Source organism: Corynebacterium sp. 1103A, from assembly GCF_055700955.1.
Window position 1 is genome coordinate 126,684 of the sequence record NZ_JASTTF010000001.1, and the last position, 19,714, is coordinate 146,397.

Below are 19,714 nucleotides of genomic sequence, written 5' to 3' on the forward strand. Positions count from 1 at the left end.
AGCAATGGAGTTTACGCATCTCAACCACGCCGGCGAGGCCTACATGGTCGACGTGACCGAGAAGAAGCCGACGGTGCGCACCGCCACCGCCGAGGGCGAGGTGGCCTGCTCGCGAGAGATCATGGACGCGCTGCGAGACGGCACCATGCCCAAGGGCGACGTGCTGGCCGTGGCGCGCGTAGCCGGCATCGCGGCGGCCAAGAAGGCCCCGGAGCTGTTGCCGCTGGCGCACACCATTGGCGTGCACGGCTGCAGCGTCGACCTCGAGCTTCATAAAGACTGCGTGGCGATTTCGGCCACCGTGCGCACCGCGGATCGCACCGGCGTGGAGATGGAGGCTCTGACCGCGGTAAACGTCGCCGCGTTGGCGGTCATCGACATGGTCAAGGGCGTAGACCGTTCCGCCTTCATCCGCCGCGCCGGAATCATCGCCAAGTCCGGCGGGCGCTCCGGCGACTGGTCCCGCACCCTGCCTAAGGCCTAGGCTATGGCCCAGCCTGCTTATCCCCTCCCCGGCGAACTCGGCGCACTCGTTTTGGCCGGCGGCCGGGGGCGCCGCATGGGTGGGATCGACAAGGCGAGCCTGCGCGTTGCCGGCCAGCGCCTGGTCGACCGCGTGCTGGGGCAGCTGCCCTACCACTGCGAGCGCATAGTGGTCTCCCCCTACCCGCTGGGCCTGCCGCAGGTCTGCGAGAACCCGCTCTTCGGCGGCCCGGTCGCCGGCATCGCACGCGGCACGCAGGCCCTGCACAGCGATTACATCGCCGTACTAAGCGTCGATGCCCCCGATTCCGCCCAGCTTGTCCCCGCCGTCTGGCGCGCGCTGCACGCTGCCGATGCCGACGCCGCCATCGTCCGCAGCGCCGACGGCTTCCTGCAGCCGCTGTGCTCGCTGTGGAAGGCCGACCACCTGCGCCGCGCGCTCGCCCAGCTGCCCCGAGTGCACAACGCCTCCGCCCGCCGGCTGCTGCGCCAGGCGCGCCGCGACTCCCGGCTTATCGAGGTCCCTGGCACCGGCGCCGAGCGCGACTACGACACGCCACAGGAGTTAGCGGCATTCGCGGAAAATGTCCTTCAGCAGGGGCAGCACCACCGCTAAGGTGTCCTCAACCGCCCCGACCGAGGAGGCGGAATTGACCAGCAAGGTCCCCGGCGGGCACGAGGTGACACCGATAATCCCGCGGCACAGGCCGGCCCTAGGTGAGTTCTTCAGGCCCTCCAGGAGCACTTGGGTCTCCAGGCCCCACATGCGGGCCGCGATGAATTCTTCCGTGACCTCCGGGGTGTCGTTGTCGCGGGAAATCCCCGTTGCGCCGATGACCAGCACCACGTCAGTGCCCGCCTCGATTACCTGGCTCAGCGCCGGCCGCAAATTCGCGGCACCCTCGTTTAAGCACTGCTTTTGCGTGACCTCCACGCCGTGGTTGGTCAATAGCTCCACCGCACGCTGACCGGCCTTGTTGGGCTTGGTACCCTCCTGGATGCGGTTTGACGCGACGATTACTGCGGCCTTCAACTCAGGCATTGGTGCCTCCTGGTGTCCCATTCGGCCGCCTCCTCTACTACGCCCGTGAGAAATATCACCGTGGGGCTTATTTCCCCTGCTTAGGCAACCCTCAGCGGCCTACGCAGCGCGAATCGGAGGGCGGGGAAATGCGCAACATTAACGTTCCCTAAATAAAACCAGAAATTTCCGTACAAATTCCTCTTCTGAGTCTAATACTCGATAAATTGTTATTCAGCTATTCCTTCGAGATGTTTTGAGGACACCCCATGACTCAGCTAGACACCTCAGGCAAAGTCATCCAGGGCTGGGATCCAGAAGATTCCGACCACTGGGACTCCAAGATTGCCTGGCGCACGCTCATTATTTCGACGACCACCCTGTTCATCGGCTTCGCCGCGTGGTACCTGGTCTCCGCCATCGCCCCCATCCTGAACGAGATCGGCTTCGACTTAAGCTCCGGACAGCTCTACGCCCTCACCGCGGTCTCGGGCCTGGCCTGCGGCCTTTTCCGCCTGGTCTTCATGTTCCTGCCGCCGGTGCTGGGCACCCGCAAGCTGGTCACCTTCTCCTCGCTACTGTTCCTGCTGCCCATGTTCGGCTGGTTCTCGGTCGTCCAGCGCCCCGACGCCTCCTTCGTTGAGCTGCTCGCCATCTCCTTCGCCTCCGGCATCGGCGGCGGCGTCTTCTCCGGCCTCATGCCATCCACCGGCTACTTCTTCCCGAAGCGGATGTCCGGCACCGCGCTCGGCTTGCAGGCAGGCCTGGGCAATTTCGGTATCTCCTTCATCCAGCTGGTCGCCCCGTGGCTGATGGGCTTCAGCCTCATCGGCATCGGCTTCGTCGCCCCGCAGCGCCTGCCCGACCAGACCGCCATCTTCGTCCACTCCCCGGCCATCTTCTTCGTGCCGTGGACCATCGTCATGGCCGTGCTGGCCTGGACGCTGCTCAAGGACGTGCCGGTCAAGGCGAACTTCCGTCAGCAGATCGACATCTTCGGCAACATCAACACCTGGGTACTGACCGTCGTCTACCTGATGAGCTTCGGCGCCTTCTCCGGCTTCGCCGCCCAGTTCGCCCTAATGATCAACGACATTTACGGCCAGACCTCCAAGTTCGCCGAGGTCATGAACCCCGACGACCTGCCCCGCGGCGCGGCTTTCGCCTTCATCGGCCCCCTGCTCGGCGCCCTCGTGCGCGCGCTGTGGGGCCCGCTCTGCGACAAGTTCGGCGGCGCCATCTGGACCTTCATCGGCTGCCTGGGCATGACCATCTTCACCGCGTTCTCTGCACTGTTTTTGAACCCGGATTCCCCGGACCAGTTCTGGTGGTTCCTGGCCGGTATGCTCATCATGTTCTTCTTCACCGGCCTGGCTAACGCCGGCACCTTCAAGCAGATGCCGATGATCCTCCCGCCGCGCCAGGCAGGCGGCGTGGTCGGCTGGACCGGCGCCATCGGCGCCTTCGGCCCGTTCGTCGTCGGCATGCTCCTGTCGGCTATGCCCATGGCCGCCTTCTTCTGGGGCTGCGTGGTCTACTTCGCCATCACCACGGTCCTGGTCTGGGTCTTCTACGCCCGCCCGAACGCCCCGTACCCCGGCTAAACCCAGCCCCCAACAGAGAGTTTTACTCCCATGACTACTCAAGTCCCCGCTCCCGAAAACGGCAAGCTCAACCCACTGTTTAAACTGGGCGCCTACCTGCGCCGTGGCGAGGCTTCTGCCTCCAGCCAACAGGTCTTTTTGCAGGGCGGCCGGCAGGCCGACGTCTTCTACCGCAACCGCTGGGCCTTCGACAAGATGGTCCGCTCCACCCACGGCGTCAACTGCACCGGCTCCTGTTCCTGGAAGGTCTACGTCAAAGACGGCGTCATCACCTGGGAGTCCCAAGCCGTCGACTACCCCACCACGGGCCCCGACACCCCGGAGTACGAGCCCCGCGGCTGCCCCCGCGGCGCCTCCTTTTCCTGGTACACCTACTCCCCGACCCGCGTGCGCTACCCGTACGCCCGCGGCGTTTTGGTGGACATGTTCCGCGAGGAAAAGCAGAAGCACGGCGACTCGGTGCTTGCCTGGAAGGCCATCCAGGAAGACCCGGACAAGCGCCGGGCGTATATCTCCCAGCGCGGCAAGGGCGGACTAATCCGCATCTCCTACGAGGAGGCCATCGACATGGCCTCGGCCGCGCACGTCTACACCATCCGCAAGTACGGGCCCGACCGCATCAACGGCTTCACGGTCATCCCGGCGATGAGCCAGGTCTCCTACGGCGCCGGCAGCCGCTTCCTGCAGATGATCGGCGGCGTCGCCCTGTCCTTCTACGACTGGTACGCGGACCTGCCGCCGGCCTCCCCGCAGACCTTCGGCGACCAAACCGACGTCCCCGAGTCCGGCGACTGGTACAACTCCTCCTACCTGATGATGTGGGGCTCCAATATCCCGGTCACGCGCACCCCGGACGCCCACTTCATGGTCGAGGCCCGCTACAAGGGAACCAAGGTCGTCGTGGTCTCCCCCGACTTCGCCGACAACACCAAGTTCGCCGACGAATGGGCCCGCATCGAGCCGGGCACCGACGCCGCCTTGGCCTTTGCCATGGGCCACGTCATCCTCAAGACCTTCCACGTCGACCGCCAAGAGCCGTACTTCTTGAACTACATGCGCAAGTACACCGACGCGCCGTTCCTAGTCTCCCTCGACCAGCGCGAAGACGGGACCTACACCCCCGGAAAGTTCTTCACGGCTTCCCAGACTAACGATCCCTCCTTGGCCGACAGCCCCAACGCCACGCACCGTGGCCTCGTCATGGAAGAAAACGGCCGCGTGGTCGATCCGGGCGGCACCGTCGCCGACCGCTGGGACATGGATTCCGCCAAGTGGAACCTCTCCCTAGACGGCGTCGACCCCGTCATGTCGGTGGCGGAGACAGATTCCTTCTCCACCGCCGAGGTCCTCTTCCCACGCTTCGACCTGGATACCGACCCGGCCGATATCGGCACCGGCAAGCCGGTCGGCGCCGGCGTGGTCCACCGCGGCGTGCCCGTGCGCGAGGTCAACGGCAAGCTGGTCACCACAGTCTTTGACATCATGCTCGCCCACTACGGCGTCCCGCGCGAGGACCTGAACCTGCCGGGTAGCTGGCCGACCGGCTTCGACGACGCCAGCGAGGTCGGCACCCCGGCCTGGCAAGAAGAGCTCACCGGTGTTCCCGCCGCCGCGGCCATCCGCATCGGCCGGGAATTCGCCCAGAACGCCGCGGACTCGCAGGGACGTTCCCAGATCATCATGGGCGCGGGCGTGAACCACTACTTCCACGCCGACAACATCTACCGCACCTTCCTGGCGCTGACCTCGATGTGCGGCACCCAGGGCGTCAACGGCGGCGGTTGGGCGCACTACGTCGGCCAGGAAAAGCTGCGCCCTGTTAACGGCTGGACCCAGTGGGCCATGGCCACCGACTGGCAGCGTCCCCCGCGCCACATGATTTCCACCGGCTTCTACTACTTCGCCACCGAGCAGTACCGCTACGACAACTCGCGCGCCTCCCAGCTGGGCTCCCCGCTGGCCAGCCGCGGGGCCATCGGCGAAAAGATGGTCTCCGACACCATGTCCGAGGCCATGCGCCGCGGCTGGATGCCGGCGTACCCGCAGTTCAACCGCAATTGCCTGCTGCTAGCCGACGAGGCGGACGCCGCCGGCCTGGACATCAACGACTACGTAGTCGAGCAGCTGCAAAAGGGCGACCTGGAGTTTGCCTACGACAACCCCTCGGCAGAAGAGAACTGGCCGCGCATCCTGCTCAACTGGCGCACCAACCTGCTGGGCTCCTCGGCCAAGGGCACGGAGTTCTTCCTCCGCCACCTGCTGGGCATCGACTCGGATGCCACCGCCGAAGAGCTTTCCCCGGAGCAGCGCCCGCGCACCATCAAATGGGTCGATAAGGCCCCCGAGGGGAAGCTCGACCTGATGCTGACCACGGACTTCCGCAACACCTCGACCACGCTGGTCTCCGACATCGTGCTGCCGGCCGCTACCTGGTACGAAAAGCACGACATGTCCTCAACCGACATGCACCCCTACCTGCACTCCTTCAACGCGGCCATCACCCCGCCGTGGGAGGCGCGCACCGACTTCGAGGTCTTCCAGGACCTAGCCGCCGCGCTGTCCGACAAGGCTGTCAAGTGGCTGGGCACCCAGCGCGACGTCATCACGCAGCCGAGCCACCATGACACCCCAGACGAGCTGGGCATGCCCAACGGCATCGTCCCGGACATCGACGAGGTCGGGCTGGTCCCGGGCGTGACGATGCCGAAGCTGCACGTCGTCGAGCGCGACTACACGCGCATCTACGAAAAGTGGGCGCACCTCGGCTCGCTGCCCGCTAAGGCCGGCACCGGCGTGCACGGCACCAAGTTCAACGTAGAAAAGCAGGTCAAGGAGCTCGAGCTCATCTGCGGCACCTCGCAGACCTCCCAGGGCGAGCTCATCGATCTGACCAAGGACACCAAGGTCATCGACGCCATCCTGCACCTGTCCGGCGTCTCCAACGGCGAGCTGGCGCAGCAGGGCTTCGAGTTCCTGTCCTCGCGCACCGGCAAGGATCTCACCCCGCTGGGCGCTTCCGATGCCGACGTCCACATCACCTGGGACTCCATCAAGGAGCGCCCCACCGAGGTCATCACCTCGCCGGAGTGGACCGCCGACAAGCGCAACAAGCGCCGGTACACGGCCTTTTCCATCAACGTCGAGTTCGACAAGCCCTGGCACACGCTCACGGGCCGGATGCACTACTACCTCGACCACGACTGGTTCATGGATTACGGCGAATCCCTGCCCGTGTTCCGCCCGCCGCTGGACCACGTCCACCTGCACGGCGAGCACGCCCCCGGCCAGACGCTGAGCAACGAGCGCGGCGAGGCAGAGGTCACCCTGCGCTACCTGACCACCCACAACAAGTGGTCCATCCATTCGCAGTACTTCGACAACCTGCACGTTTTGTCTATCTCCCGCGGTGGCCAGGTGGTCTGGATGTCCGACAAGGACGCCGAAAAGATCGGCGTTAAGGACAACGAGTGGGTCGAGGTCTACAACCGCAACGGCGTCGTCAGCGCCCGCGCCATCGTCTCCCACCGCATCCCGGAAGGCACCATGCTGTGCAACCACGCCCAGGAGCGCACCGTCGGCACCCCGCTCAACGAGCACACCGGCCGCCGCGGCGGCACCCACAACTCGCTGACGCGTATTTCCATCAAGCCGGTCCACATCGCGGGCGGCTACGGCCAACTTACCTACCACTTCAACTACATCGGGCCCACCGGCAATAACCGCGACGAGGTCACCCGCGTCCGCCGCCGTTCCCAGGAGGTGTCTTACTAATGAAGGTCATGGCTCAGATCTCAATGATCATGAACCTCGACAAGTGCATCGGCTGCCACACCTGTTCCGTGACCTGTAAGCAGGCATGGACCAACCGTGAAGGCACCGAGTACATCTGGTTCAACAACGTCGAAACCAAGCCCGGCGTCGGCTACCCGCGTGGCTGGGAGGACCAGGAGAAGTGGAAGGGCGGCTGGGAGCGCACCAGTTCTGGCAAGCTCAAACCCAAGGCCGGCGGCCGGCTCAAGAAGCTGGCGACCCTGTTCCACAACCCCAACCTGCCGACCATCCAGGACTACTACGAGCCGTGGAGCTACCAGTACGAGGACCTGATGGGCGCCAAGGCCGGGCAGAGGACCCAGCCGACGGCCAAGCCGGTCTCCCAGATCGACGGCCGCCCCATCGAGAAGGTCGAGTGGTCCTCCAACTGGGACGACAACCTGGGCGGGTCGACTGCCACCATGGACCACGACCCGGTCCTGCACGAGATGAACCTGGACGTGAAGAAGGAGATCGAAGACACGTTCATGTTCTACCTGCCGCGCATCTGCGAGCACTGCATGAACCCGACGTGCGTGTCCTCCTGCCCGTCCGGCGCGATGTACAAGCGCACCGAGGACGGCATCGTGCTGGTTGACCAGGACGCCTGCCGCGGCTGGCGCATGTGTGTCTCCGGCTGCCCGTACAAGAAGGTCTACTTCAACCACAAGACGGGCAAGGCCGAAAAATGCACGCTGTGCTACCCGCGCATCGAGGTCGGCCAGCCCACGGTATGCTCGGAGACCTGCGTGGGCCGCCTGCGCTACCTGGGCGTCATCCTCTACGACGCCGACCGCGTCGCCGACGCCGCCGCCACCGAGGACCCGCAGGACCTCCTGGAGGCCCAGAAGTCGATCCTGCTCGACCCGCACGACCCCGAGGTCGTCAAGGCCGCCCAGCGCGAGGGCATCCCGCACTCCTGGATCGACGCAGCACAGAACTCCCCCATCTACGACCTCATCATCAAGTACGGGGTCGCGCTGCCGCTGCACCCGGAATACCGTACCCTGCCCATGGTCTGGTACATCCCGCCGCTGTCGCCCATCGTCGACCAAGTCACCGCCTCCGGCAACGACGGCGAGGACCACAAGATCCTGTTCACCGCCCTATCGCGCATGCGCATCCCGCTGGACTACTTGGCTGGCCTGTTTACCGCCGGCGACCCGGCCCCGGTGGAAAAGGCGCTGCGCCGGCTGGTGGCCATGCGCTCGTATATGCGCGACATCAACCTGGGCAACGATCCGCAAGAGGAAATCGCGCAGGCGGTCGGCATGGACGGGCGCACGATGCAGGAGATGTACCGCCTGCTCTCCATCGCCAAGTACGACGACCGCTACGTCATCCCCACCGCCTCCCCCGAGACCCCGCGCGGCATCAGCTCGCTGGATCCCTTCGGCGGCGTCGACCCGGCCAGCAACCTGAACGACACGTTCCAAGACCTGGGCATGGGTGCGCCGGAAGCCTGCACCCACGGCAGCACGCGCAGCGGCAAGGTCTCCCTCCTGTCCTGGACCGGGGACCGTCCCGATTCAATGTTCCCGTCGAGGAATTAAGCGAGGCCAGCCATGAATATCTTTGAAACACTCGCCCGCCGCACCCCCAGCCGGCCCCCGGCCGACGATGCCGTGGCCGGATTCGGCACCCCAGCCGGCATCGGTAGCCGCGGCGGAGCCAAGGACGTCGAGCGCGCCATCCGGACCCACACCGGTAAGCTCCCCGATGAGTTCATCGCCCCGGTGAAGGTCTCGGTGGACCAGCGCCGCATTATCGCCATGGCGGTCTCGGTGCTGCTCAACTACCCGCAGCCAGATTTCCTGCAGCGCCTCGAGACCGTCGAGGAGCAGCTGGATCCGCTGCCGCTGGCCATCGCCACCGATTTCGTGGACTTCGCCACCTGGGCCCGCGCCGCCGGGCTGCGCGGGATGGAGGAGCACTACGTCGAGACCTTCGACCAGCGGCGCCGCTGCTCGCTTTTCCTGTCCTATTACGCGGTCGGCGACACCCGGCAGCGCGGCATGGCCATCCTGTCCTTCCGCCAGCAGCTCGAGGCCCTGGGCTTCGTCGTTAGCGACGAGGAGCTGCCCGACCACCTCTGCGTCGTCTTGGAAGCCCTCGCGCTTAGCGAGGACCACGACAGCGCCGTAGAGATGGTGGCCAGCTACCGGGAGGGCATCGAGGTGCTGCGCGCGGCCCTCGGACACGTCAACTCGCCCTACCTGAGCCTGGTGACGGCCTTGTGCAAGTCCTTGCCCAAAGTCGACCCGGACACCGCCCAAAAGTACGTCGATCTCATTCGCACCGGCCCACCCGCTGAGATGGTCGGGATTGCGGATCTGCCCTTCCCTACCGCTCAGCCGAACACGGTCTAAGGACTTTCCATGGATACTTTTAACAATTTTCTTTGGGGAGCATTCCCCTGGCTCGCGATAGCCGCGTTCGTCGTCGGCATCTTCTGGCGTTGGCGCTCCGACCAGTTCGGGTGGACCACCCATTCCACCCAGATCTACGAGTCCAAGCTGCTGCGCCTGTCCTCCCCGCTGTTCCACTGGGGCATGGTCTTCGTCATCATCGGCCACCTCATGGGGCTAGCGATGCCCAAGTCCTGGACCCGCGCCGTCGGCATCAGCGACCACGTCTACCACTGGATCGCCACCATCCCCGGCTCGTTTGCCGCGGTCGCCGTGCTACTGGGGTTTGCTGGGCTGGTCTACCGCCGCGTGGTCAACCGTTCCGTCTTCCTGTCGACCTCCACGTCCGACAAGGTCATGTACGTCCTGCTGGGGCTGGCCCTGCTGTCCGGCTCCATCGCGACGTTCACGCTGCAGCTTTTCGACCTGGGCGGCACCCACGGCTACGACTACCGCGAGACCATCGCGCCCTGGCTGCGCAACCTGCTCATCTTTAATATCCAGCCCGAGCTGATGGCCAACGTGCCATGGCAGTTCAAGGTCCACGTCCTGGCGGGCTTTACCATCATCGCCGTCTGGCCGTTTACCCGCCTGGTGCACGCCTTCTCCGCGCCCGTCGGTTATGTCACGCGCCCGTACGTGGTCTACCGGTCCCGCGACCAGCGCACAACCGACATGCGCCACCACGTCGCTTGGGAACCGGTACGCTCCCACCGCGCGCAGTTGGACAAGAACGAAACGCCGCCCCACGGCGCCTAGACCGTAGTTTTCCACAGCCCCCCGCCTAGTGCGGGGGCCTTTGTGTGCCTAATTATGCCTAACGATGCCTACCTGGGCACATTGCTCCATTTTTCGGCCTTTGGGCAGGTGGCGCCACGACAACGGCCGTATTCGGCCTGTGGATGGTCTGCGCAAGACGGTTATAGCGCCCCGAGTTATCCACAGGCGCGGGATGGTGCCCTTGTGGGGGTTGTCAGCCGCTTCTAGCGTGTGAGGCATGACAGCAACGACAGCCTTGGACACTGTAAAAGCAGCGCACGCCATCTTCGCGGACGGGATCAGCTACCTGGACCTGTGCCGCCAGCTCAGCCTGCCCGCTTTGAAGGCTGTCATGTCCGACGTTGCCGCCGCCGCGCACTGTCGTGCCTGCCACACCTTCTTCGGGACGACATCCTTTACGAAAAAGCAAGCCGCCGCCCGGAAAGCCGCCGCCGAATCCGGACACCACCTCGACACCCTCTTAGTGCTGGACAACGCCTTCCGCCGAGTACGCAACCAGGCCGACGCCTGGGCGATGCTCATCGAGTTGTGCAACACCCCCGGCACCACCACACAACTGCGCAGACTGGCCAACCAAAAAGTCTTGGAGCTCAACCGCCCCGCCCCACCCACCGAAGGAATACGAGTTATCCGCCGCAAGGACGGGCCCAGTACTTTCTCCATTACCGGGGACCCGCAGCTGATAGAAAACCTCTGGGCATCAATTAAAACCATCCCCGACGTCGAAGCCTTGTTCAGCGGCGGCCTCGAAAAACAACCAAAGACCACCCACGTGGTCATCTCCCTACCCGACTGGGTGCGCATCCTTACCGGCGACGGCGACGAGATCACCCTGCAGCTCAGCAACGGCACCACCATGACCGGAGCCGACTACATCCGCCAATGCCTACTGGATGCCGGCCTAGCCACCCTGGTGGACCCGAGGCGCGGGCCGGTCAACCAATACCGCTACCAACGGCACGCCTCGCCCAAGCAAAAAGACATGGCCAAAGCCGAAACCACCCGGTGCGCCTGGCCGAACTGCCGCAAACCAGCCGACGAGTGCCAAGTCCACCACATCCACCCCTGGGCAGACGGCGGTGAAACCAACCAAGAAAACCTCACCCTGTTGTGCGAGTTCCACAACTCCTGGAACGACGACGACCCGACCTACCCCAGACACGGCAGGATCACCCGAAGACACGGCACAGTCACCTGGGACCCACCCTGGAGCAACAGGCCCTAACGGCCAACGGCTGACACGGCGGTCAGCCGCGAGAACAAGCCCGCCGCGAGACCAAGGCTGCGAGGGGACACCACAAGGAACAAGGCCAGCCGAACCCCACGACTGCCTCAACACGCGAAAAGGCGCCACGGACCACGCCCGTAGCGCCTACTCGGCGTGCCCGCCTACTCCGTGACCACGATCTGCCCGCGCTGTCCCTTCTCCGCGTTGGTCAGGGCATGGTTGACGAACGTGTACGTTCCCGGCTCATCGAACGTCATCTCCACGAACCCGCCCTGGGCCGCAGCCAGGTCGACGGCCTGCGAGCCGGTGTCCTCGGCATCGCGGATGAGGTACTGCCCCTCCTTGAAGACGGTGTCGAAGACCTCGCCGACCACGTGGAAGCTCAGCGACTCGTCCGGGCCTACGTTCAGCACCCAGATACGGATGGTCTCGCCGACCTTGGCGCGCAGGGGCCGCTGCTCATACTGGTTGGGATAGAAATTGAACCCCGCCAGGTCGTAGTTGCCGGCAGCCACGCGCTCTTCGTCCGCGCCGACCTCGCGCTCGCCCAGGAAGAGCAGGCTGGCGACGAGGGCGTACTCGGCATCAACGTCCGACAAGGAATCCTGGGAATCCTCCGGCGGGTCGATGATGACCGCGCCCGTCATCCCGTTGGCGATGTGCAGCGTCATCGGTGCCGTCGCGCAGTGGTACATCCAAATGCCGGAACGCTTCGCGGTGAATTCGTAGACCAGCTCCTCGCCGGGGTCGATGGTCGCCATCGCCTCGTCAGGGTTGACCTCGCCGGCGTGGAAGTCCACCGAGTGGCCCATGTGCCCCTCGTTGCGTAGCGTAATCCGGAACGTGTCCCCGACCTTGCCGCGCAGCGTCGGCCCGGGCGCCTGCCCGTTAAACAGCCACTGCTTCTGCTCCACGCCCGGCGCGACCTCGCGGATCTCCTCGGTCATGACCCAGGTGTGTTCGTGCACGCGTTCGGATGGGGCGGCCTCCAGGCGCGGGTCGAAGGCCGCGAACTCCGGCCCCAGGTCGCTCTGGCGCTCCGCGGCCGTCGGCACGTCCACGTGCGGGTTCGCCCCGCTTGCCGCGCTTGACGATGCCCCACTGCCGCCCGCCAGCGCATCGCCAGCGACGACGTCGAAGGTCATACCCTGCGTGCGGTGCCCTGCAATGGTGCAATAGCCCTCGACGGATTCGGAGATGACGCCGGCGTCCAAGACCACCGAGTCGCCGGGGTTGACCCGGCCGGTCTCCGCCTCGCCGATCTTCAGGTCGTGGACCTGGTCGCCGGTGTTAGTAAAGTTGACCTTGAGCTGGGAGCCGGCCGGCACGTCGACGCTGTTGGGGACGAAGGCCATGCCCTCGACGCTCACGTCTATCTCGACGACGTCGCCGGTCGCCGCCACCGGCTGCTCGCCGCCCGACGTGGTCTCCTTGCCGGCCGAGGTCGTGGTGACCACGGCCAGGATGACCACGGCGACGACCGCGATGCCGATAAGCGCCCAGGCGGCCCACCCGGCTGAGGGCTGCGTGGTCGTGCCACCAGTAGGCCTGGATTGTTTAGTCATGTTTTCTCCCAACAATTGCGAAAACGGTGGCGATAACCACCACATTAGCCAGTAGCGCGAGCCCCACCAGGATGAGTCCGGCCGTGCCGGCAGGCCCGCCGAGGTTGCCCACGAGGATGAGCGCGGCGCCCACGTTGAGGCAGACCAGCCGCGCGATACCTCCGGCCCCGGCCGCCTTCCGCGCCCGGTGCACCACCGCCGGCCCGCCGCCGCACAGCGTGGGCAGCAGGTGGTGCAGTACCCCGGTCACCAGCTGCAGCAGGCCGCCCAGCAGGAAGACCGGCAGCAGTTGCAGCGTGATGGCGCGCGGGAAGGCGCCGGCTGCCAGGCTGGCGGCATCGGCGGCGTTTACGGCCCACATCCAGCCCAGCCCGCACAGCACGGACAGGCTGGCGGTATTTAGCCCCGGCCCCTGGGCCAGGACAGCGCCCACCACGGCCACGACGAGCATACCGCTGGCCAGCGCCACCAGCGCCATTCCGAAGCTGGCGCCCAACTCCGCCCCGGCGATGAGCCCCGCCGCGGCCGCCGCCAGCCCCACGGCGTGGACCACCAACGAGCGCGTACTCCGGGCCCGCGCGGTCGGACTAATCGCCGTACCCGTGAGCGTGGGCAGCAGGGTCACGACCGTGCCCAGGATGGTCAGCCAGGCAAAGCCCCAGACCATCAGCCGCGAGTGCGCGGCAATCAGCCCCGTATAGCCGCCGATGCCCCTGCCCGCCAGCACCGCCAGCACCACCGCGGCGATAAAGCAGGCGAAGGCCGCCACATAAAACGGCACCGTCACCGCAAAGGCCCCGGACAGGGAACGGCGCAGGCGGGTTACGATGACGGCCACCTGCCACGCGGCGGCGAGGAGGATGAGGGCGCAGGAGGCATCGGCAAGTAGGGACCAGGAATAGCCGACCCGGTCCACCAGTAGGCCCACCAGCCCGACCTGGACCAGCACCACGCGGGCAGCCACGCCGCGGTAGCTGGCCGTCGGCGTGCGGGTTAAGGCCTCGGTAAAGTGCGTGGAATAGACCACAATGGCGGTGGTGACCGCCCCGAGGGTGAAGGTGTGGATGAAATCCCACCAGACCACGGGCCCGCCCAGGTGGTAGGCCACCGCGACGGCTAGGCCGACTAGGACCCAGGCCCCGATGAGCGCCCCGGCGGCCGTGTGCCACCGCGTCCTCGCGCGCAAGGTGACGTCGCTGACTGCGCCGAGACTAATCTGCACGTCCACCACCCCCGCAGGTCAACACCAGCCCGGTGCCCACGAAGACCAGCACGGCCACGAGGGTTATCACCCCGCCGGCGGTATAGATCGCGTCCTGGGCCAGAAAGTCCCCGGTCAGGCGCGTGGCCAGCCCGCCGTGGAGGAGCACTACCGGGCCGTAGAGCACCCGGCGGTACGGCAGTCGGCGGTGGATCACGGCGGTCAGGACGATAGGCGCGTGCGCGAAAATCATGGACATGACGAAGCCTAGGAAGACGGCGTGGACGGCGGCATCGTAGGCATAGCCCTCTGCGCCCGGTCCGTAGGCCAGCCAGGTAAAGCCGGCCAGCACCAGCCAGAAGTATCCGCCCAGCATGCAGGCGGCCGAATATCGCGGCAGGCCCCGTGAGCGCACCAGGTTAACGGCCACGTCGACGCGCAGCGCGGTCGCGGCCACCACGATGAGCGCCAGCGCAACCAGCACGTGTCCCAACCGCGGGGCGACGGCATGGACGACGGCGGCCAGCACCATCGCCAGCACCTGCCAGGTCAGCTGGATCTCGGCGCGGGTGCCGGCCACTGACAGGCGGGCCAACTCCATACGCTCGCCGATGATGGTGGCCACCACGTACGCCACCGCCAGCGGCAGCACGGTCTCAAAGCGGCCCGTTATCCCCCACAGCAGCGCCGCCATCACGGCCGCCACCACACCGGCCGCCTGCACGACCACCGACACGGTCGGCTGGCGGCGGTAGATTGCCGGGTAGATTGCCCCCAGCACTCCGAAGCTGGCGGCGAACAGCGCCCCGGGCACCAGCGCCGGCAGATCCGCGCCCGCCGCCGCGGGAACCAGCAGCGCCACCACGCCGGCGACGTGGGCAGCCGGGCCGGCCCAGGCCCACGCCCGCCGCACCGCCACCGCGCGCTCTAGCCCGATGGCCCCGCCGACGAAGCCGAAGACCATCAACAGGCCATGCAGATCCGCCACCGGCGCGGCAACACTCAGCACCCCCAACAGGGATGCCCCCGCCGCTAGGCCGGTCAGCAGCGCCACCCCAGCAAAGGCCAGGAACACCACGCGGTAGGCTACACGGTCATTTTGCACAGTTTTTATCGTACTAATTCCTACTCCCAACTGGAAACCCCCACGCGCGCCGGCCATCTCAGCAGGCGTGCCCGTTCCTCCCCCCGTACCGACGTCTGGCCGACCGCGGGCCGACGGGCATGTAGAATAAGTTGAACACGTGTCCAAGAAATTCCTCCCTACCTGGTTAGAGCGGCCGGACGTGTTCTCGATTGTCTCGTGAAAGGAATATGTCTCCATGATGAAGCGCGTTCTCGCCGGCTGCGCAGCCGGCGCCACGTTGTTCGCTGCCGCCTGCGCCCCGTCGACGGAATCGGCATCGGACGGCAATACCGATAGCACCACCGGCTCTGACAGCTCCGTGGAGCTCAACGTCCTCGCTGCCTCCTCCACCCGCGTGCTCAACGACGACCTACAGGCCGCCGCCGACGAGCTCGACCCGCCGGCCGAGCTGAAGTTCCAAAACGCCGGCTCCTCCGACCTGGTCTCCCAGCTCAAGGAAGGCGCCCCGGGCGACCTGCTGCTGACCGCTTCCAAGAAGATCATGGACGATGCCGTCGAGGCGGGCACCGTCCAGGATCCGAAGGTCCTAGCCGAGAACGAGATGGTCATGGTCGTGCCAAAGGGCAACCCGGCCGGCATCAGGACCGTCGACGACATCACGGACGAGACCCACTTCGTGCTGTGCGACCCGCAAGTCCCGTGCGGTGACATCTCCCAGCAGATCATCGAGGACAAGGACCTGGACATCCAGCCGGATTCCCAGGAGCACCAGGTTGCTGACGTGCTTGGCAAGGTTGTCTCCGGCGAGGCCGACGCCGGCTGGGTCTACTCCACCGATGCCGCCGCGGCGGGCGACGACGTCGAGGTCATCACCATCGAAGGCGCCGACAAGTTCACCAACCAGATCCTCGGCGCGGTCGTTACCACCTCCTCCGAGCAGGACTCCGCCCAGCAAGTCCTGGACCTGCTGGCTGACGACTTCGACGCCACCTGGGAAGAGTACGGCTTCACCCCCGCCGACTAACTGAGTCTCGTGGCTACTACCGCTACTTCAGCTGCTACGGCTGCTACCCCACCGCGCCGCGCCCGCACACCCGCCCCTGTGGTGTTCGGGCTCATCGGGATCATCGCGGTCGGGTTTATCCTGTTCCCCATCATCGCCCTGGCCGTGCGCGTGCCCTGGGCGCGCATGGGGGAGATCCTGGCCCGCCCCGAGGTCCACGACCTGCTCAAGGTCACCCTCGCCGCGGCGGCCCAGTCGACCGTTCTGACCATGATCCTGGGCACCAGCCTGGCGGTCTGGATGCAACAGCTCGGCCGCGGCGGGCTCGCCGCGCGCCTGCTGGTCTTCCTCCCGCTCGCGATGCCCCCTGTCGTCGGCGGCCTAGCCCTAACCGCCGCCATCGGCCGGCGCGGCCTGCTGGGGCCCTGGCTGGAGGCGATGGACCTGCACTTCGCCTTCGCCTTCCCCGGCGTCGTTGTCGCGCAGATGTTTGTCTCCCTGCCGTTCGTGGTCGTCGCCGTTGATTCGGCGCTGCGCCAAATCGACGGGGAGGTGCTGGCCGCGGCCCGCGGCATCGGGATGAACCCCGGCCGAGTGCTGTGGAAGGTCACCCTGCCGCTGGTCGCGCCATCTATCGCCACCGGCGCCGGGCTAGCCTTCGCGCGCTCTCTAGGCGAGTTCGGCACGACGCTGACCTTCGCCGGCTCGATGCCAGGGGTCACGCGCACGATGCCACTGGGCATCTACCTAGAGCGCGAGGTCGACACGGAGGCCGCCTACGCGCTGTCCGCCATCCTCATCGGCCTGGCGCTGGTCTGCCTGGCGCTGGCCGGCCTGCCGGCGCTCGTGGGCCGCAAGCCCCGCCAGCAGGCCCGCACCATTACCGAGATGGACGCCGAGCGCCTGCGCGAACTCACCCGCCCGCCGAAGGAACCCACCCCGGTCACGGTAGAGGGCACGACCCTGCCGGCCGGGCGCGTGAGCGCCATCGTGGGCCAAAACGGCTCGGGCAAGACCACCCTCATGCGCCGGGTGGCGGGCCGGCTGCGCGGCCAGGTCACCATCGGGGACCGGGTCGTGGACGACGCGGCCGGCCAGTTCGTGCCGCCGCACCAGCGCCGGGTCGTCATGGTCACTCAGTCGCCCGGCCTGCCGCCGCGGGCGGGCGTGGTCGAGGCCGTCACCATGGCCAGCCGCGACCGCGCACTCGCCACCCAGCTGCTGGAGGCGGCGGGCCTCAGCGACCTGGCTGACGTCGGCGTGCCCTCCCTGTCGGGCGGGCAGGCCGCACAGGTCGCGCTCGTACGCGCGCTGGCCACCCGGCCGTCCGTACTCATCCTGGACGAGCCGCTGGCCGCCCTCGATGTGGCCGCTGCCGCCCGGTGGCGCCGCTTCTTCCACGCCAGCCGCCACGACCGCACCGTGCTGATGGTCACGCACAACCTGCTGGACATCCAGCGCCTGGCCGAGCACCTGGTGGTCATGGAGTCCGGGCTGAGCGTGGCCAGCGGGCCCACGAGTCAGCTGCTTTCTGCCCCGCCGACGGACTTCGTGGCGCGGGTAAGCGGCCTCAACCGGGCCACCGGCACCTGCGAGATCGTCCACTCAGACACCGCGCGGGTGGCCGCCGGCGGGGCCACGCTCATCGGGGCCACCACCGCGCAACTACGCCCCCAGCAAGAGGTTGTCGTGACCTTCCAGCCCGAGGACGCGCGACTGTCCGCGCACCCGGTTGCCCAAGCGGAGAACTGCTGGCCGGGCACCGTCCAGGCCGTGGAGGCGCGCTCGATAAATAGCTTCCTGGTCACGCTCCACTGCCCGTTCGGCCAGGTGCGCGTCTCCCACGCCGAAGCCCCGGCCGTGGGTGACGAAATCTACTGTCAGGTTGACCCGCAGGCAGTTCACGTCAGCCCCAACGAGTACTAAAGTAAAAAGAATGACCGAACCTGCCCGCCTGCCTCGCCCCGTGACGGACCTCTTCCCAGAGGCACTCGCGCTGTCCCCGAAACAGCGCGAGGTACTCGACGTGGTGGATTCCTTCAGCGACGGCGCCACCGCAGCCCAGATCGCCGAGCGTCTCGGCATGCACGTCAACACCGCCCGCGGGCACCTCGACGAGCTCCAGGCCGCCGGGGCCGTCGCGGCGGTGGCCGCCCACTCCCACGGGCGCGGTCGCCCCTCCCTCATCTTCCGGGTACGCGTCCCGGATAACCAGGCCATCGCCAGCGAATACGTCAGCCTGATCACCGTACTACTCTACCAGCTGGCTGACGATGCCGAGCTCACCGACTACGACTCACCCCGCGCCCGCGAAATCGGGCGCCAGTGGGCGAGGAAGCTAGAACAAACGGGCCCGGCCTCGGCGGCTCAGATGCAGGCCCGGCTGCGCGCCATGGGCTTCGACCCCGAGCAGACCAAGCTGGGCCTGTGCTTGCACGCCTGCCCCTTCGTTTCTGCCGGGCAGTCCCCCACGCCGTTTCTGTGCGCGGTCCACGAGGGCTACCTGCAGGAGATGACCACCGCCCCGGACGAGGAGCCCACCGTGCGGCTCCACCCGCTCACCGACAGCGGCACCTGCCTTATCACCCAGGATTAGGCCTGGGTGACCTCGACCTCCACCGGCCCGGCGATCTCCAGCGGAAGGACCCGAAGGCCCTGGTCGCGGGCATCGTCGAGCACGGCCTCCGGGATGGGGTCGGTGTGCAGGACCATAATCGTCGGGCCAGCGCCGGACAGGTAAGCCGGGAAACCGCGGTTGCGCAGGCGGTTAACCCACTCCGCGGTCACCGGCAGCACGTCGGCGCGGTAAGGCTGGTGCAGGCGGTCGCGGGTGCCCTCCAGGAGCAAGTCCGGGTGGCTAGTCAACGCTGCCACCTGGACGGCGGTGCGGGAGACGTTGAAGGCGGCATCGCTGTGCGTGACGTGCGAGGGCAGCACGCGGCGCACCGCCTGGGTGGAGGCGTGGAAGTCCGGCACCAGGGCGGTGGCGCGGATGTCCGGGTGGACCGGCAGGCAGCGCGCGCGGTACTCGGGCAGGGAGCGGCCGTCGACCGGGACCGTCGTCCAGGAAACCACCATCTGACCCAGCACGGACGCGGCGGCGTTGTCGGGGTGGCCCTCAAAAGCCGAGGACAGCTGGACCACCTGGTCCTCGTCGAGCGGGAAGCCGGCCAGCCCGTTGGCGGCGGCCACGCCCGCGACCGCGGCGGCCGCGGACGAGCCCAGGCCGCGTGACTGCGGGATCGCGTTGGTACAGACCACGCGCAAACCCGGTGCTTCGACGTCGGCGGCGTTGAGCCCGGAGCGCAGCGCCTTGACCACCAGGTGCGAACCGTCTCGCGGGAGGTCCTCCTCGCCCTCGCCGAAGATGACCACCTCGAGGCCGGACTCGGTGACCTCAACCTCGACGGTGTCATAGAGCGTGACGGCCAGGCCCAGGGTGTCGTAGCCCGGGCCCAGGTTGGCCGAGGAGGACGGCACCTTAACAATCGCCTTGGTCCCGACTTGCAGTTCGGTGCTCATAT

At 66.8% G+C, this 19,714-nt stretch carries 16 protein-coding genes; 11 read left to right on the forward strand and 5 right to left on the reverse strand.

Annotation, left to right across the window (positions count from 1 at the left end; translation table 11 throughout):
- Nucleotides 1-4: 4 nt before the first annotated feature.
- Nucleotides 5-484, forward strand: coding sequence for a cyclic pyranopterin monophosphate synthase MoaC (gene moaC / locus QQS52_RS00595; protein ID WP_472772094.1), 480 nt, complete (start codon nucleotides 5-7; stop codon nucleotides 482-484).
- 3 nt (nucleotides 485-487) lie between these two features.
- Nucleotides 488-1,099 (forward strand): molybdenum cofactor guanylyltransferase, encoded by a 612-nt coding sequence (mobA, locus tag QQS52_RS00600; protein ID WP_472772095.1) that lies wholly within the window; start codon nucleotides 488-490, stop codon nucleotides 1,097-1,099.
- Here mobA and QQS52_RS00605 read toward each other — a convergent pair.
- The gene (locus QQS52_RS00605) at nucleotides 1,049-1,525 is read right to left on the reverse strand and encodes a molybdopterin-binding protein (RefSeq protein ID WP_472772096.1); all 477 of its coding nucleotides are present in this window, start codon (nucleotides 1,523-1,525) and stop codon (nucleotides 1,049-1,051) included. The genes mobA and QQS52_RS00605 overlap by 51 nt on opposite strands.
- A 248-nt stretch (nucleotides 1,526-1,773) precedes the next feature.
- Between QQS52_RS00605 and QQS52_RS00610 the strand changes: the two genes are divergently transcribed.
- The 6 genes from QQS52_RS00610 (at nucleotide 1,774) to QQS52_RS00635 (ending at nucleotide 11,331) form a co-directional block, all read left to right on the forward strand.
- On the forward strand, nucleotides 1,774-3,108 hold the full coding sequence (locus QQS52_RS00610; protein ID WP_472772097.1) for an MFS transporter: 1,335 nt from the start codon (nucleotides 1,774-1,776) through the stop codon (nucleotides 3,106-3,108).
- 30 nt (nucleotides 3,109-3,138) lie between these two features.
- Nucleotides 3,139-6,879, forward strand: coding sequence for a nitrate reductase subunit alpha (locus QQS52_RS00615; protein WP_472772098.1), 3,741 nt, complete (start codon nucleotides 3,139-3,141; stop codon nucleotides 6,877-6,879).
- Nucleotides 6,879-8,471 carry a nitrate reductase subunit beta gene (gene narH, locus QQS52_RS00620; RefSeq protein WP_472772099.1) on the forward strand — a complete coding sequence of 531 codons (1,593 nt, stop codon included), beginning with the start codon at nucleotides 6,879-6,881 and terminating at the stop codon, nucleotides 8,469-8,471. The genes QQS52_RS00615 and narH overlap by 1 nt, the downstream gene beginning before the upstream one ends.
- Nucleotides 8,472-8,483: 12 nt before the next feature.
- The gene (gene narJ / locus QQS52_RS00625; RefSeq protein ID WP_472772100.1) at nucleotides 8,484-9,287 is read left to right on the forward strand and encodes a nitrate reductase molybdenum cofactor assembly chaperone; all 804 of its coding nucleotides are present in this window, start codon (nucleotides 8,484-8,486) and stop codon (nucleotides 9,285-9,287) included.
- A 9-nt stretch (nucleotides 9,288-9,296) separates the two neighbouring features.
- A complete protein-coding gene (gene narI / locus QQS52_RS00630; protein ID WP_472772101.1) occupies nucleotides 9,297-10,085 on the forward strand; it encodes a respiratory nitrate reductase subunit gamma in 789 nt (262 codons plus the stop codon).
- A 238-nt stretch (nucleotides 10,086-10,323) separates the two neighbouring features.
- Complete coding sequence (locus tag QQS52_RS00635) at nucleotides 10,324-11,331, forward strand: HNH endonuclease signature motif containing protein (protein ID WP_472772102.1); 1,008 nt, start codon at nucleotides 10,324-10,326, stop codon at nucleotides 11,329-11,331.
- A gap of 164 nt (nucleotides 11,332-11,495) precedes the next feature.
- On the opposite strand, the gene QQS52_RS00640 is transcribed toward QQS52_RS00635, so the two are convergent.
- The 3 genes from QQS52_RS00640 to QQS52_RS00650 are packed head-to-tail and all read right to left on the reverse strand — an operon-like array spanning nucleotide 11,496 to nucleotide 15,205.
- Nucleotides 11,496-12,899: a multicopper oxidase domain-containing protein gene (locus QQS52_RS00640; RefSeq protein WP_472772103.1), complete on the reverse strand. Its 1,404-nt coding sequence runs from the start codon at nucleotides 12,897-12,899 to the stop codon at nucleotides 11,496-11,498.
- Nucleotides 12,892-14,121 (reverse strand): beta-carotene 15,15'-monooxygenase, encoded by a 1,230-nt coding sequence (locus tag QQS52_RS00645; RefSeq protein ID WP_472772104.1) that lies wholly within the window; start codon nucleotides 14,119-14,121, stop codon nucleotides 12,892-12,894. The genes QQS52_RS00640 and QQS52_RS00645 overlap by 8 nt, the downstream gene beginning before the upstream one ends.
- Nucleotides 14,111-15,205: a hypothetical protein gene (locus QQS52_RS00650; protein WP_472772105.1), complete on the reverse strand. Its 1,095-nt coding sequence runs from the start codon at nucleotides 15,203-15,205 to the stop codon at nucleotides 14,111-14,113. The genes QQS52_RS00645 and QQS52_RS00650 overlap by 11 nt, the downstream gene beginning before the upstream one ends.
- Nucleotides 15,206-15,422: 217 nt before the next feature.
- Between QQS52_RS00650 and modA the strand changes: the two genes are divergently transcribed.
- The 3 genes from modA to QQS52_RS00665 are packed head-to-tail and all read left to right on the forward strand — an operon-like array spanning nucleotide 15,423 to nucleotide 18,786.
- The gene (gene modA / locus QQS52_RS00655) at nucleotides 15,423-16,211 is read left to right on the forward strand and encodes a molybdate ABC transporter substrate-binding protein (protein ID WP_472772106.1); all 789 of its coding nucleotides are present in this window, start codon (nucleotides 15,423-15,425) and stop codon (nucleotides 16,209-16,211) included.
- Nucleotides 16,212-16,220: 9 nt separating this feature from the next.
- Nucleotides 16,221-18,116: an ATP-binding cassette domain-containing protein gene (locus QQS52_RS00660; protein ID WP_472772107.1), complete on the forward strand. Its 1,896-nt coding sequence runs from the start codon at nucleotides 16,221-16,223 to the stop codon at nucleotides 18,114-18,116.
- Nucleotides 18,117-18,126: 10 nt separating this feature from the next.
- A complete protein-coding gene (locus QQS52_RS00665) occupies nucleotides 18,127-18,786 on the forward strand; it encodes a helix-turn-helix transcriptional regulator (RefSeq protein ID WP_472772108.1) in 660 nt (219 codons plus the stop codon).
- Here QQS52_RS00665 and thrB read toward each other — a convergent pair.
- Nucleotides 18,783-19,712: a homoserine kinase gene (thrB, locus tag QQS52_RS00670; protein ID WP_472772109.1), complete on the reverse strand. Its 930-nt coding sequence runs from the start codon at nucleotides 19,710-19,712 to the stop codon at nucleotides 18,783-18,785. The two genes, QQS52_RS00665 and thrB, sit on opposite strands and share 4 nt — an antisense overlap.
- Between the last annotated feature and the right edge of the window lie 2 nt (nucleotides 19,713-19,714).